Source organism: Acinetobacter legionensis (assembly GCF_048551735.1).
Classification (GTDB): Bacteria; Pseudomonadota; Gammaproteobacteria; order Pseudomonadales; family Moraxellaceae; genus Acinetobacter.
On the sequence record NZ_JBIMBV010000001.1, the window covers coordinates 119,747 to 134,329 of the forward strand.

Sequence of the window (14,583 nt, forward strand, 5' to 3'; positions counted from 1 at the left end):
ATAAAGGAATAAAAATGAAAAAGAGTTTGAAAAATATCTTTAACGGGGATGGTAAGTTTATGAATAGTCAACTTCGTCAATTTACTATGGCGGCAGTGTCAATTGCGATTATGCAGGTTGTAATAGCGCAAACAACTATGACCAATATTGTACCAATGAAAATACCAGGGCAAGGTACAGAAATTCGTGTCATGTTTAATGGTTTACCTCCACAGCCTCAAGCCTATCAATTGGACAATCCATCTCGACTGATTTTGGACTTTGATCAGGCGAAGCAAACGATCAATCAATCATCCATTGCTGTGGCAAGTGAAGAAGCGTCTACGGTGGATGTTGCGGCCGATGATCAACGTTCACGCTTAACCGTAAATTTAAAAAATAGTGGTTCTTTTACAACGCGTGTTGAAGGGAATACTTTTATTTTAAAAATTAATAATAATGCTAATCAAGCGACTGCATTACCCACTTATGCTGCATCTTCGCTGAATAAGCAAAATCAAGGCATTGCAGATATCGGTTTTCAGCGTGGGGCTTCTGGAGAAGGACAGGTTATTGTGAATCTCTCAGGTGCAAATACGCCTGTAGATGTACAACAACAAGGCAGTAAAGTTGTTATTCGAACTTTGGGAAATAAAATCCCAGCGCATTTAATCCGTCGTTTAAATGTGAATGATTTTGCAACGCCAGTTTCTTCTGTAGATGCTTATAATGACGGTTCAAATGGCGTCATTACCATTCAATCAAGTGGTAGCTATGAATATATGGCTTTCCAAGCTGAAAACAAATTGACAGTGAGTTTAAAGCGTCCCGCAGAAAGCAAAACAAATCGTCCAAATTCAAGTCAGTCTTATACGGGTAAGAAAATCTCGCTTGATTTTCAAGATATAGAAGTACGACGTGTTCTACAGCTACTTGCTGATTTTACTAGTATCAATATGGTGGCAGCAGATTCAGTTCAAGGTAATATTACTTTGCGTCTAAAAGACGTACCTTGGGATCAGGCCTTAGATATCATTTTGAAAACAAAAAACTTGGATAAGCGTCGCAATGGCAGCGTAATTTGGATTGCACCTGTAACTGAGCTAATTAAGGCAGAAGAAGATGAAGCAAAGGCTTTAGCTCAAAGTGTTAAATTAGCACCAATCCAAACTGAATATATTCAGTTGAATTATGCTAAAGCTACGGATATCGAGAAATTAATCACAGAAGGTAAAAATTCTAAAAATACAAATAATTCAAATACAAATAGTTCTAATAGTTTGGATTTAAATAATTTAGATCCATATGGAAATAATGTAGGAAGTTTATTAAGTCCTCGAGGTACGGTTACTGTAGATGCTAGGACAAATACACTGATTATTACAGATACAGCCGTAAAAATTGACCAAATCCGTAAAATGGTTGATTTACTAGATATTTCCGTAAAACAAGTCATGGTTGAAGCGCGAATTGTTCGGGCAACAACAGATTTTACTAAAGAAATGGGGGTAAAGTGGGGGATTTTATCTCAAGGGGTTACCAAGAATAATGACTTACTTGTTGGGGGAAGTGATCAAACACTTTGGGATTTAAAAACCCCAGATAGTAATGGCAAATATACTATTACACGCCCTGATAATTTAAATGTAGATCTTGGCGTGACGACTCCCGGTGCAAGTAAAATTGCATTTGGTCTAATTAGTCTTTCTGATTTTATGTTGGATCTAGAGTTATCAGCATTACAGGCTGATGGTTATGGTGAAGTGATTTCAACGCCAAAAGTAATGACTGCGGATAAACAAAAGGCCAAAGTGGCATCTGGTCAACAAATTCCGTATCAATCAACTCAAACAGCAGGGGGGAGTGCAGTTGCAACGACTGAATTTAAAGATGCTTTGTTAAGTCTAGATGTGACACCGAGTATTACCCCGGATGGAAAAATCCAAATGCAGCTCAACGTCACAAGCGATTCAGCAGGTCAAGTAGTAAATGGAAATGTTGCAATTAATAAAAATGAAATTAATACCAATGTATTGGTTGATAATGGCGAAACAGTGGTGCTAGGGGGGATTTTTGAACAAGAAACTAAAAATAGCCAAACCAAAGTTCCATTTTTAGGAGATATTCCATATCTTGGTCGATTATTTAGAAAAGATGTTAAGTCTGATAATAAACGAGAATTACTAATCTTTGTGACACCAAGAATTGTTAATGACAGTCGTACGAGAAATCATTAATATACTTTCAATGAAAGCAATTCAATAGGTGACTCCTTGCCAAGCAAAGAGTTGGAAACCCTACCGAATATTTATTTGGTAGGGCCCATGGGAGCAGGAAAAACAACAGTTGGTCGGCATCTAGCGGAACTGTTAAGTCGTGAGTTTTTAGACAGCGATCATGAAATAGAAAGAAAAACTGGGGCATCTATTCCTTGGATTTTTGAAAAAGAAGGCGAACAAGGTTTCCGTACAAGAGAAACTATCGTGATTGATGAACTCACATCAAAAAAAAACTTAGTGGTTGCAACAGGTGGCGGTGCAGTGACTCAAGCCATGAATCGGGAATATCTCAAACATAGAGGTATTGTGATTTATTTATATACGCCTGTAGAAATCCAATTATTACGTACGCATCGAGATAAAAATCGCCCCTTATTACAAGTTGAGAATCCTGAGCAAAAGTTAAAGGATCTACTTAAAGCACGAGATCCACTGTATAGAGATGTCGCGCATTATATTATTGAAACGAATCAGGGAGCTGCGCGAGATTTAGCGCTGAGAATATTGCAGTTAATCGTTTCAAAAGAAATTATTTAGTCAGTAAATTATCATTCATTGTTATTTGGCAGAATCATGCAAACTTTACATGTTGAACTGGGTGAACGTCGTTATCCAATTTTTATTGGTAGTCATTTGAATCCGCAAGAATTGCTTGAACCTTATATTAAGGGACATCAAGTTATGATTGTTACAAATACCACAGTTCAGCCCTTATATTTATCGCACTATGTTGATGCAATTCAACAACTGGGTAAGCAGGTTACAACATGTGTTTTGCCTGATGGTGAAAAATATAAAGATATTCAGCACCTCAATTTGATTTTTGATGCTTTGCTTCAAGCTGGTTTTAATCGTGATTGTACGGTTTTAGCTCTAGGTGGTGGAGTGATTGGTGACATGGCAGGTTTTGCATCAGCTTGTTTCCAGCGAGGCGTATATTTTATTCAAGTTCCGACCACATTATTATCTCAAGTTGATTCGAGTGTTGGTGGAAAAACAGGAATTAATCACCCATTAGGTAAGAATATGATTGGTGCATTTCAGCAACCTCAAGTGGTTTTGGCTGATATGGCACAACTCAGAACACTGCCTGAACGTGAGCTTTCAGCTGGTTTGGCAGAGGTGATTAAATATGCGCTATTGGGTGATTTAGAATTTTTAACATGGTTAGAAGATCATATGGATGGGCTGATTGCCCAAGATCCAGAATTCTTGGCTGAAGCGGTTTATCGTTCTTGTGCACATAAAGCAAGAATTGTGGCTAATGATGAGAAAGAACAAGGCGAACGCGCTTTATTGAATTTAGGTCATACTTTTGGGCATGCTATTGAATCGTATCTAGGCTATGGAGTTTGGTTGCATGGAGAAGCGATTGCAACGGGTATGGTGATGGCTGCTGATTTATCTTATCGTATGGGGTGGATTTCACACGATGATCTGGAACGTACAAAAAAAATCATACAACGTGCCCAATTACCTGTAGCATGTCCTAAAATTCCGCTTGATGAATTTTTGGCATATATGTCACATGATAAAAAAGTATTAAATGGTCAACTTCGTTTAATATTGATAAAACAACTCGGACAAGCCATCATAACCAAAGATTTTGATGTCGAGTTGATGAAACAAGCGATTCTCGCGAATCAGATATAGAAAAGGTTAGTTCCAAATGGCAGCAATTCGTACAAATTGGCAAAATATTCGACAATATATTTGGTTGGTTGGTGGATTAATCTGTCTTTTGGTAGCACTGATTTTTTGGGTAGTGACTGACACGAAAGATCTAGTCACTGTCGTCAATCCTATCGAAGAGGCACAAGTTCAAATTCAGCCTGAAAAAGTTGCTGCGACATCGCACTTAGGTGCTTTGATGGATGAGGTGCGCCCACTTGAAATGACCACACGTATCGTGACTGCAGGTAACCATGATGTAGAGTTTCGTGGTACAAAATTTTTTCAAGAAAATAAGAAAGCTTGGATGATAGAACTATTTAAAACCTCAGATGAAGATGTCATTCTTGGGTTTTTACAAAAACAAGCGGATCGTAAAAATTTTATTTATTTTCGTTTAAGTGGTGAAGATCAAACAGAGCAATATGTTTTAGCCTATGGCGTATTTAAAAGTGATGAGCAGGCGAAAAATCAGTTACGACAGTTAAATTTAAAATTACCAGCATCTATACATCCGCAGGCCATTCAGTTTGAAAAATACATTCCTTTAGTCAATGATCTAGGCTCAGATGAAATGGCAGGTACAAATAAACTCTATCAAGTGAAGTTAAAGTCTGCACCTTTGCCTGTTGTTGATGAAACACTACTGGCGCAAGCAAAATCGGCATTGTCATCTTTAACAGGTTCAACTCCTACGAACCAGACCACCAAAACTACAATCACTCGTCGTGATGCATCTGGCAATGTAGTGGATGTACAAAAGTCGCAATCTCATGCACAGACTTCAGGCAATACAAAAGAGCCAGCAGGCAATTCTTCTGATAAAAAGCCAACTGAGCATGAGGTAAGTGACCCTTTTAATTAAAATAAGCTCTAAAATGAAGCGAAATTAATTATTTAATTTTATATTTGCACAAAAATGGTGCTATATATGCCTTTATAAGAAGCTTAGAATTTTAAAGAATATCTTTATTTCACTATCTTTTAGTGATTTGGTGAACAAAAATAAAATTTGGCATATTTTTTGCTTTATTGTTGCGCTAATTGAGTTGATTGTCCCTGTTTTGGAGCGAAATGATTCAGTTGGTGTGCGATTTAAGTCTGGTTGAGTGCTTTATTTCAGTGCGGAAGTTGTAAAACAATCTTGCAATTAAAGTAAAAACAGACTGGTATTCGATTCTGTCTAAGTGGTTTACTTGGGATAAGAAAATACTTAAAAATCGTAATTTAGTGTTCGAATGTTTTTCGCCCTCCCATGGGCCTATGTAGAAAGAAGGGTACGCTATGCACATGCCATCGCCTAACACTGTAGCTCCCGCTCAAGGTTTATACCAACCGGATGAGTTTAAAGATAACTGTGGTTTCGGCTTGATTGCCCATATGCAGGGTGATGCGAGTCATGACTTAGTCAAGACCGCAATTCATAGTCTAAGCTGTATGACGCACCGTGGTGGTATTGCCGCAGATGGTAAGACCGGTGATGGTTGTGGTTTGCTCTTGGCTATGCCTAAAGCATTTTTCCGTGAAGAAGCAAAAAAAATCAGTGACATTACACTGAGTGAAATTTTTGCAGTAGGGACTATATTTTTAAATTTAGATCCAGCACTTGCGGCCCATGCAAAGCAAATTCTAACCCACGAAATTGAAGAAGAAGGTTGTCGAGTCATTGGTTGGCGTGTAGTTCCTACCAATAATGATGCATTGGGTTCAATTGCAATGCAGTCTTTACCTGCATTTGAACAAATTTTTGTAAATTGCCCAATGGGTGTGACTGAGGTTGAATTTAACCGTAAGTTACTTATGGCACGTCGTCGTGCAGAACAACAATTAACAACAGATCCATATTTTTATGTGACAACACTGTGCTCTACAGTGATTACATATAAAGGCTTAATGATGCCTGCATATATTGCAGAATTCTATACAGATCTTGCCGATGAACGTTTAGATTCACACATTGTGGTATTCCATCAGCGTTTCTCGACCAATACTTTACCACGTTGGCCATTGGCGCAGCCTTTCCGTTATTTGGCACATAATGGTGAAATTAATACCATTACTGCAAACCGTAACTGGGCAGTAGCACGTACACCAAAATTTGAAAACCCATTATTACCAGGCATTACTGAGTTGAATCCGATTGTAAATCGTACTGGTTCAGATTCATCAAGTATGGACAATATGCTTGAGCTACTTGTGGGTGGTGGCATGGATCTATTCCGTGCATTACGTATGCTTGTTCCACCAGCGTGGCAAAACGTTGAAACATTAGATGCGGATTTACGTGCATTTTATGAATTTAACTCTAAGCATATGGAAGCTTGGGATGGTCCAGCAGGTCTGGTGATCCAAGATGGTCGTCATGCAATTTGTATGCTAGACCGTAATGGCTTACGCCCTGCACGTTGGGTGATTACTAAAAATGGTTATATCACTTTGGCATCAGAAATTGGTGTGTGGGGTTATGAACCTGAAGATGTGATCTCTAAAGGCCGTGTAGGCCCTGGTCAAATTCTTGTAATTGATACGTTGACTGGAAAATTGCTGGATACCAAAGATGTGAGCAATCATCTGAAAAAAATGCGTCCTTACCGTGAATGGTTACGTGAAAACTCAGTTCGCTTGCAAGGTAGTCCAGAGCTTGAAGAATATTTATGTGATCAAGGCTTAAAAGGCGATGACCTAAAAGCAGCTCAAAAAATGTTCATGGTCACATTTGAAGAGCGTGATCAACTGCTTCGTCCAATCGCTGAAAGTGGACAGGAAGCGGTAGGTTCAATGGGTGATGATACACCAATGGCGGTATTGTCTCGTCAAGTACGTCATGTGACAGATTATTTCCGTCAGCAATTTGCGCAAGTGACTAATCCACCGATTGACCCATTACGTGAATCAATCGTCATGTCATTGGAAACATGTTTTGGGCGTGAGCAAAATGTATTTGAACAAGGCCCAGAGCACGCAGATCGTTTAATTGTATCGAGCCCAGTCCTTTCAAATTCTAAAATGCATCAGATTCGTACCCTTGGCCGTAAAGGTTACGAAATTGCAGATATCGATTTGAATTACCCAGTGGCTGAAGGTCTTGAAGCCGCAATCTCACGTATTTGTGAAGAAGCAGCACAGGCGATTCGCGATGGCAAAACCTTATTGGTCATTTCAGATCGTAAAATCCGTGAAGGCTTTTTACCCGCAAATGCTGCAATGGTGACTGGTGCAATTCATCACTTCTTGATTAATGCTGGTTTACGTACCGATGCAAACATCATTGTTGAAACAGCACTTGCCCGTGATGCGCATCAGTTTGCCGTAATCTTAGGTTTTGGTGCAACTGCGATTTATCCATATTTGGCTTACGATGTGATCAATGATTTGATTGCTAAAGGTGAATTATTAGGTGATCCAATTCATGCCCAAGCGAACTTCCGTAAAGGTATTGATAAAGGTTTACTTAAAGTCCTTTCAAAAATGGGGATTTCAACAGTCGCATCTTATCGTGGTGGGCAGTTATTTGAAGCAGTAGGTTTATCTGAAGAAGTTGTTAGTAAGTGCTTTACAGGGGTGCCAAGCCGTATTAAAGGTGCAACATTTATTGACCTTGAAAATGACTTGAAAAAACTAGCAGACATTGCTTGGAAAGCACGTAAGCCAATTGAACAAGGTGGTTTGCTCAAGTTTGTGTTTGATAAGGAATACCATGCATTTAATCCTGATGTGATCAATGCGTTGCATAAATCTGTACGTTCAGGTAATTATGCTGACTTTAAAGAATACGCAGAATTGGTGAATACACGTCCAATTGCGACGATTCGTGACTTATTGAAACTAAAAACTGATCATTCTATTCCTTTAGAAGCAGTTGAATCAGTTGAAGAAATCCTGCCACGTTTTGACTCTGCTGGTATGTCTTTAGGTGCATTGTCACCAGAGGCACATGAAGCCATTGCGATCGCAATGAATACGATCGGTGGTCGTTCGAACTCAGGTGAGGGCGGTGAAGATCCTGCACGTTATGGTACCATCCGTAACTCTAAAATTAAGCAAATTGCTTCAGGCCGTTTTGGTGTAACACCTGCATATTTAACTTCTGCTGAAGTGTTACAGATCAAAGTAGCGCAAGGTGCAAAACCAGGTGAAGGCGGTCAGTTACCTGGCGGTAAAGTGAATGGATTAATTGCACGTTTACGCTACTCGGTTCCAGGGGTGACTTTGATTTCACCACCACCGCACCATGATATTTATTCTATTGAAGATTTATCGCAGCTGATCTTTGACTTAAAGCAAGTCAATCCACAAGCCATGGTATCTGTAAAACTAGTATCGGAGCCAGGAGTGGGGACAATTGCAGCAGGTGTTGCAAAAGCCTATGCAGACTTCATTACCATTTCTGGATATGACGGTGGTACAGCTGCTTCACCTTTATCGTCAATTCACCATGCTGGTTCACCATGGGAATTGGGTCTTTCAGAAGCGCATCAAGCACTTCGTGTCAATGACCTGCGCGGTAAAGTACGTGTACAAACGGATGGTGGCTTGAAAACCGGTTTAGATGTAGTAAAAGCTGCGATTCTGGGTGCGGAGAGCTTTGGTTTTGGTTCTACCCCAATGATCGCGCTTGGATGTAAATATCTGCGTATTTGTCACTTAAATAACTGTGCAACAGGTGTGGCAACTCAGCAAGATCATTTACGTCAAGAACATTATATTGGCGAGCCAGAAATGCTGATTAATTTCTTCCACTTTATTGCGGAAGAAACACGTGAATGGTTGGCGGCTTTAGGTGTTGCATCATTGAAAGATTTGATCGGTCGTACTGATCTACTTGAGATGTTGCCGGGTGAAACGGATAAACATGCGCATTTAGATTTAAGTGCATTGTTAGAATCACACCCATCTGCGGAAGGCAAAGCGCAATATTGCCAAGTACAAGGCAATGAACCATTTGATAAGGGTATTCTTGCCGAAAAAATGGTGGCAGAAATGCTACCAGCGATTGAAGCAAGTACTGGTGGTGAGTTCCATTTTACCGTGGGTAACTGTGACCGTTCAATTGGTGCGCGTCTCTCAGGTGAAATTGCCAAACGTTATGGCAACCTCAGTATGGAAGCACATCCTGTTAAAGTGAATTTAAAAGGAACTGCGGGTCAGTCATTGGGTGTATGGAATGCTGGTGGGTTGCATATCAGCCTTGAAGGTGATGCAAACGACTATGTGGGCAAAGGTATGGCAGGTGGTCGAGTATCGATCTTCCCACCAAAAGGTTCACCATTCCAAACTCAAGAAACGGCAATTATCGGCAATACCTGTTTGTATGGTGCAACAGGCGGTAAATTATTTGCTGCGGGTACAGCGGGCGAGCGTTTTGCTGTACGTAACTCTGGCGCGTTTGCCGTCATTGAAGGTGCAGGCGACCATTGCTGTGAATATATGACAGGCGGTATCGTGACTGTACTGGGTAAAGTTGGACACAATTTTGGTGCAGGTATGACCGGTGGTTTTGCTTATGTACTTGACTTGGATAACGACTTTGTTGATTACTACAACCACGAATTGATTGAATTAAACCGTATTTCTACAGAAGCGATGGAAGAACATCAAGAATTCTTACTTCGTATCTTAGATGAACACATTGCTGAAACAGGTAGTGCTTGGGCGTACAAGATTCGCAACGAGTTTGATTTCTATAGCCGTAAATTCTGGCTTGTGAAACCAAAAGCGGCTAATTTACAAACGCTTTTGAAAACAACTCAAGCAGATCCACAATAATTCCACTACTCAAATTTTAGGTAGGTGTGGATAACTTCGCAGATATACACAAGCGAATGAAGTTATCCACGCTCACCCACGGAGAGAGACATGGCTGAACGCCTGAATAATGACTTTCAATTTCTGGATGTAGCACGCCAAGATCCAGAGAAAAAAGATATTAATGTCCGCAAAGCAGAGTTTGTGGAAATTTATAAACCTTTTACAGCGGAAGTTGCAGCAAACCAGACCCACCGTTGTTTAGGCTGTGGTAACCCATATTGTGAATGGAAATGTCCTGTACATAACTATATTCCAAACTGGTTAAAACTGATTGCAGAAGGACGTATTTTTCAAGCGGCTGAGCTTTGCCATCAAACCAATACCTTGCCAGAAGTATGTGGTCGGGTATGTCCACAAGACCGTTTATGTGAGGGTGCTTGTACCCTGAATGATGGTTTTGGTGCTGTGACCATTGGTAATGCCGAAAAATATATTAACGATACCGCCTTTGCTTTGGGCTGGCGTCCAGATATGTCATCGGTAAAATGGACCAACAAAAAAGTTGCCATTATCGGTGCAGGTCCAGCAGGCTTAGGGTGTGCAGATATTTTAGTGCGTAATGGGGTAAAACCTGTTGTATTTGACAAGCGTCCTGAAATTGGTGGATTGCTTACTTTTGGTATTCCAGAATTTAAAATGGAAAAAGACGTGATGAAACGCCGCCGTGAAATTTTCACAGGTATGGGGGTTGAATTCCGCTTAAATACTGAAATTGGTACAGATATTACGATTGACCAACTGCTTGCAGACTATGATGCTGTATTCATGGGTATGGGAACTTATACCTATATGAAAGGTGGTTTTGCAGGTGAAGATTTTGATGGTGTTTATGATGCACTTGATTTCTTAATTGCAAATGTTAACCGCACACAAGGATGGGAAAAAGACCCGTCTGAATACATCAGTGTTCAGGGCAAAAAAGTCATCGTTCTAGGCGGTGGTGATACGGCAATGGACTGTAACCGTACTTCAATCCGTCAGGGCGCAGAATCAGTAACCTGTGCTTACCGTCGTGATGAAGAAAATATGCCAGGCTCACGTCGAGAAGTGAAGAATGCGCGTGAAGAAGGGGTGGACTTCCAGTTCAACCGTCAGCCGATCGAAATCGTCGGTGAAAATGGTAAAGTGACGGGTGTAAAAGTTGTGACTACCCAGTTGGGTGACCCAGATAGCCGTGGTCGTCGTAGTCCTGAGCCGATTCCAGGATCTGAAGAAGTTTTACCCGCAGATGCGGTATTACTGGCTTTTGGTTTCCGTACTAGCCCAGCAGAATGGTTTGCTGGTGCAAATATTGGGCTAGATGGTTCTGGCCGAGTCATTGCTGCTGAAAAACAAGAATTCAAATTCCAAACCTCTAATCCAAAAATCTTTGCGGGTGGAGATATGGTACGTGGTTCTGATTTGGTGGTGACTGCAATCTGGGAAGGTCGTGAAGCTGCTGAAGGGATTTTGGATTATCTTGATGTTTAATTTTTAGATACTAAATAACAGCTATTTAAGAGCCCGCAGTCATGCGGGCTTTTTAATGCAGCAAACTCAAAAAATTAATTTGAGTCAATCATTTGCAGATAATGATTTAACTTTAAGCTATGTTGTTTTGCTCGAGTTCTTATTTCAGCATGTGTATGCCCTAAAACAGTTGAAATATTATATAAGAACACGGGTTTTAAATATTCCATTCCGGTATAAAGCGCTGATTTTTGAATTGGAGATAAAAAGTCCTCCAATAATGAATGCTGTTGTTCCGTATTAAAATTCTGCTCAGGTTGACCAATGGTCATACTCAGCAAAAGCTTTTTATGTTTAAGCTTGTCTCCTTTAGAACCATAGGCAAATTGATGTGTAAATACCTGATCAAACCAAATTTTTAAAATGGCAGGTATACTGAACCAGTACATAGGACATTGTAAAATAATCAGCTCATGTCTTAATAGCGCGCTTTGTTCAGCAGCAATATCAATTTGATAATCTGGATATAAATCATGAATATGACGAATTTCTAAATCAGTTTGAGTTCTTGATAATTCATCGACAATGGTTTTATTTGCGACAGATTCAGTAAAACTGGGATGCGCTAAAATCAGTAATGCCATCTTGGTTTTTCCAACTATAAAAATTATAGTGAATATAAATATTATAGTTTTTATGTACAATAACTATCCATTTTGATAGCTGGATGAAAAAATGAATACTGAGCAAAATACATGTGAAGTGACCTTTCACGATAAGACTTATCACTGTCCGATTAGCATGGTGATGGATTTAATCGGTGGGAAATGGAAAACCGTGATTCTCTATTACTTAAAAGAGCAATCAAAACGCTTTAATCAACTTAAGCGTGATATGCCAGATATCACAGAAATGACCTTAAGTTTGCAACTTAAGCAACTGGAAAAGAATGGTTTTATTTCCAGAACCGTATTTGGTGACAAGCCTCCAGTCAAAGTGGTTTATGAATTAACTGCATTTGGTCAAACATTTATTCCTGTACTGGATGCTTTATCTGCTTGGGCACATGGTTTTTCAGCGCAAAGCTAATTCAAAGTGATGGCGTTAAAAGAAGCAGTTTTAAAGATTAAATCAGCTATAAAAGGCGATGAGTAGAGTGGTTTGGTCATAAAATTTGCCAATCACACTAAAGCAACAATTTGTTTTTTATACAAAAAATTCCTAGACGAATCCTGTTTGTTTGAGTTCTATAAAACACATGCTTTTTTGAATGTTTATATGACGTTGCAAGCATAAATATTTATAAATTGAGTTCTAATTTTGAATGGATCCTATGTGATTGTTTTAAAAATTAAAACATAATTCAATCTGATTGAAAAATGTCATTTAAGTCAATAAAAGCATGCTTATAAATCTCGATTTTAGGCTTTGTGTAAACGATAAAGCACTTTTTGTGAAGATAATAAATATATTTATTTTTAATAAATTTAATTTTATCAATATCTTATATTTTTTATTTTTTTGGATTTTTAATTGAGCCATGTGTTTTCTTGAAAATGATATTTTAGGTCAACTGTGTGGATGATTCTGCAATATACAAATATTGAGATTGTGCCAATATAGCTTAAATTCAGACAAATGTAGGATTATCCTTATGTCAACAGTTCAAGCGACGGCAGAAAAATCATATTTAAATCGTCCTAAAGCTATTGGTATCAAAGTCCGTAAACCAAGCTTTAACCCAAAAGCAATTCGCAGACATTTTTTTGCCAATTCTCCTGTGATGTCACATTTATTGACTGCGCTTTCTTCAACATTTCCGATTGGTGAGCAGTTCTTTGTACATAGTGTGCGTAATGTACGTGACAAAATCACGGATGAAAAATTGCAAGCGCAACTTGCAGCATTTATTGGTCAAGAGGCCATGCACTCCAAAGCCCATACGGAATTCAATGATGCATGGCGCCGTGATGATTATAACTTAGACAGTTTCCAAGCATGGTTGGCGCGTCGAGATGCACTGATTAAAAGTGTACATCCGAAATTACAACTTGCTGTTACCGCAGCTTTTGAGCATTTTACTGCATTATTGGGCGGCTATATTCTTCGTCACCCTGAAGTTTTAAGCACTCTAGATGATGATGCCGTTAAGCTTTGGGTATGGCATGCAATCGAAGAAATTGAGCATCGTGCAGTGGCATTTGATGTATATCAGGCGATTTATAAAGATGATCGTACTCGTCGTACAGTAATGCGTAATGTGACTACGGGTTTTGCAAGTTTAACGTTTTATTCGGCTACCCGTTTGTTTATGCAAGACTGGAGAAAAAGTCTACCAAAAGTGCCGCAAAACATCTTTGGGGTATATATGATTTCTAAAATGTTGATTTCACTGATTCCTGAATATTTATCTTATTACAAATCTGACTTTCATCCTGATGAAATTGATTATTCGAAGATTGTGGCGTACTGGAAAGAAAAGCTGGCAGATGATTATGGAATGGAAAGTTTCCAAGAAGAAGTTCATCTGCCGTTATATAGTTAAGACAATGCTTTAGATCAAAGGGCTAATTTATATGATTGGCTCTTTTAGTTTTCTTGCTGACGTTGATGGATACTTTCTAAAGTATCGACCATAGTGCGGGTCATTTGGTCAATTTCATAATTGAGTTTGCCACCAATTTGGACATGTTTAAATGTCGTCAAACGTAAGGTTTCTGGGATTAAATCCACTGAAATTTCATTGGTTTTCCGATCCACACGATTGACTGTTAAACTACAACCTTGCAGTCCAATAAAGCCTTTTTTAAAGAAGTATTTGATATTGTCATCTGGAATAACGATATCAATGTGTAGTGTTTCACCGGTATGAACCACATCTTTAATGGTTGCCATACCTTCGATATGCCCAAAAATATTGTGCCCACCGTTTTCCATGCCAGCTTTGATAGATCTTTCGATATTGACTTCATCACCAATTTTTAAAAATTGTAATGTGGTGAGAGACGTGGTCAATGCTGAAACATCGAATGAGGCTATATTTGCAACAGCATCAAAACTTGTTGCGGTTAGGCATGTACCATCGATTGCGACACTGGCGCCAATAAAAACATCATTTAAAAAGCCATTTTCATTGGAAATATAAAGGGTTGTAAAATTATCACCTTGTTGGATGTTTACAACTTTTTCTAAGCCTTGAACGATACCTGTATACATCGCTGATCTCTTTTATTTAGCTGATTTTTATTGTACAGATTTCATTGAAGAGGACTAGGGCTGAATTTTAGATTTATGTTGTATAGAAGAGTCTAACATCATACTTAGATGACTTTTTAAAAGAGAATGAATATAGCAGTAAGGATTGCAAAGACTTATTTTATAGTGAAAAGTTTATATA

Annotated in this window: 10 protein-coding genes; 8 read left to right on the plus strand and 2 right to left on the minus strand. The window is 39.0% G+C overall.

What is annotated here, in order from left to right; all coding sequences use genetic code 11:
* The first annotated feature begins 14 nt into the window (after positions 1–14).
* The 6 genes from ACG9ZL_RS00555 (at position 15) to ACG9ZL_RS00580 (ending at position 11,207) form a co-directional block, all read left to right on the plus strand.
* Positions 15–2,216, plus strand: coding sequence for a type IV pilus secretin PilQ (locus ACG9ZL_RS00555; RefSeq protein ID WP_419358722.1), 2,202 nt, complete (start codon positions 15–17; stop codon positions 2,214–2,216).
* Positions 2,217–2,252: 36 nt separating this feature from the next.
* Positions 2,253–2,795, plus strand: coding sequence for a shikimate kinase AroK (aroK, locus tag ACG9ZL_RS00560; RefSeq protein ID WP_004725433.1), 543 nt, complete (start codon positions 2,253–2,255; stop codon positions 2,793–2,795).
* 36 nt (positions 2,796–2,831) lie between these two features.
* A complete protein-coding gene (gene aroB, locus ACG9ZL_RS00565; protein WP_336953696.1) occupies positions 2,832–3,911 on the plus strand; it encodes a 3-dehydroquinate synthase in 1,080 nt (359 codons plus the stop codon).
* A 16-nt stretch (positions 3,912–3,927) separates the two neighbouring features.
* Positions 3,928–4,794 carry a hypothetical protein gene (locus ACG9ZL_RS00570; RefSeq protein ID WP_336953697.1) on the plus strand — a complete coding sequence of 289 codons (867 nt, stop codon included), beginning with the start codon at positions 3,928–3,930 and terminating at the stop codon, positions 4,792–4,794.
* 425 nt (positions 4,795–5,219) lie between these two features.
* Positions 5,220–9,695 (plus strand): glutamate synthase large subunit, encoded by a 4,476-nt coding sequence (gene gltB / locus ACG9ZL_RS00575; RefSeq protein WP_336953698.1) that lies wholly within the window; start codon positions 5,220–5,222, stop codon positions 9,693–9,695.
* Positions 9,696–9,785: 90 nt separating this feature from the next.
* On the plus strand, positions 9,786–11,207 hold the full coding sequence (locus tag ACG9ZL_RS00580) for a glutamate synthase small subunit GltD family protein (RefSeq protein WP_419327976.1): 1,422 nt from the start codon (positions 9,786–9,788) through the stop codon (positions 11,205–11,207).
* Positions 11,208–11,281: 74 nt separating this feature from the next.
* Here the strand turns inward: ACG9ZL_RS00580 and ACG9ZL_RS00585 are convergent, their stop codons facing one another.
* Positions 11,282–11,830, minus strand: coding sequence for an NAD(P)H-dependent oxidoreductase (locus tag ACG9ZL_RS00585; RefSeq protein ID WP_336953699.1), 549 nt, complete (start codon positions 11,828–11,830; stop codon positions 11,282–11,284).
* 91 nt (positions 11,831–11,921) lie between these two features.
* Here ACG9ZL_RS00585 and ACG9ZL_RS00590 point away from each other — a divergent pair, with 91 nt between their 5' ends.
* Complete coding sequence (locus ACG9ZL_RS00590; RefSeq protein ID WP_336953700.1) at positions 11,922–12,275, plus strand: winged helix-turn-helix transcriptional regulator; 354 nt, start codon at positions 11,922–11,924, stop codon at positions 12,273–12,275.
* Positions 12,276–12,840: 565 nt separating this feature from the next.
* Positions 12,841–13,731 (plus strand): metal-dependent hydrolase, encoded by an 891-nt coding sequence (locus ACG9ZL_RS00595; RefSeq protein ID WP_419358724.1) that lies wholly within the window; start codon positions 12,841–12,843, stop codon positions 13,729–13,731.
* Positions 13,732–13,775: 44 nt separating this feature from the next.
* On the opposite strand, the gene ACG9ZL_RS00600 is transcribed toward ACG9ZL_RS00595, so the two are convergent.
* Positions 13,776–14,402: a riboflavin synthase subunit alpha gene (locus ACG9ZL_RS00600; protein ID WP_336953702.1), complete on the minus strand. Its 627-nt coding sequence runs from the start codon at positions 14,400–14,402 to the stop codon at positions 13,776–13,778.
* Between the last annotated feature and the right edge of the window lie 181 nt (positions 14,403–14,583).

Bases quoted from the DNA above. Each gene is read 5' to 3' on its own strand.
- ACG9ZL_RS00570 (WP_336953697.1), top strand. From the start codon at position 3,928: ATGGCAGCAATTCGTACAAATTGGCAAAATATTCGACAATATATTTGG.
- ACG9ZL_RS00595 (WP_419358724.1), top strand. From the start codon at position 12,841: ATGTCAACAGTTCAAGCGACGGCAGAAAAATCATATTTAAATCGTCCT.
- ACG9ZL_RS00585 (WP_336953699.1), bottom strand. From the start codon at position 11,830: ATGGCATTACTGATTTTAGCGCATCCCAGTTTTACTGAATCTGTCGCA.
- aroB (WP_336953696.1), top strand. From the start codon at position 2,832: ATGCAAACTTTACATGTTGAACTGGGTGAACGTCGTTATCCAATTTTT.
- ACG9ZL_RS00580 (WP_419327976.1), top strand. From the start codon at position 9,786: ATGGCTGAACGCCTGAATAATGACTTTCAATTTCTGGATGTAGCACGC.
- ACG9ZL_RS00555 (WP_419358722.1), top strand. From the start codon at position 15: ATGAAAAAGAGTTTGAAAAATATCTTTAACGGGGATGGTAAGTTTATG.
- gltB (WP_336953698.1), top strand. From the start codon at position 5,220: ATGCCATCGCCTAACACTGTAGCTCCCGCTCAAGGTTTATACCAACCG.
- ACG9ZL_RS00590 (WP_336953700.1), top strand. From the start codon at position 11,922: ATGAATACTGAGCAAAATACATGTGAAGTGACCTTTCACGATAAGACT.
- ACG9ZL_RS00600 (WP_336953702.1), bottom strand. From the start codon at position 14,402: ATGTATACAGGTATCGTTCAAGGCTTAGAAAAAGTTGTAAACATCCAA.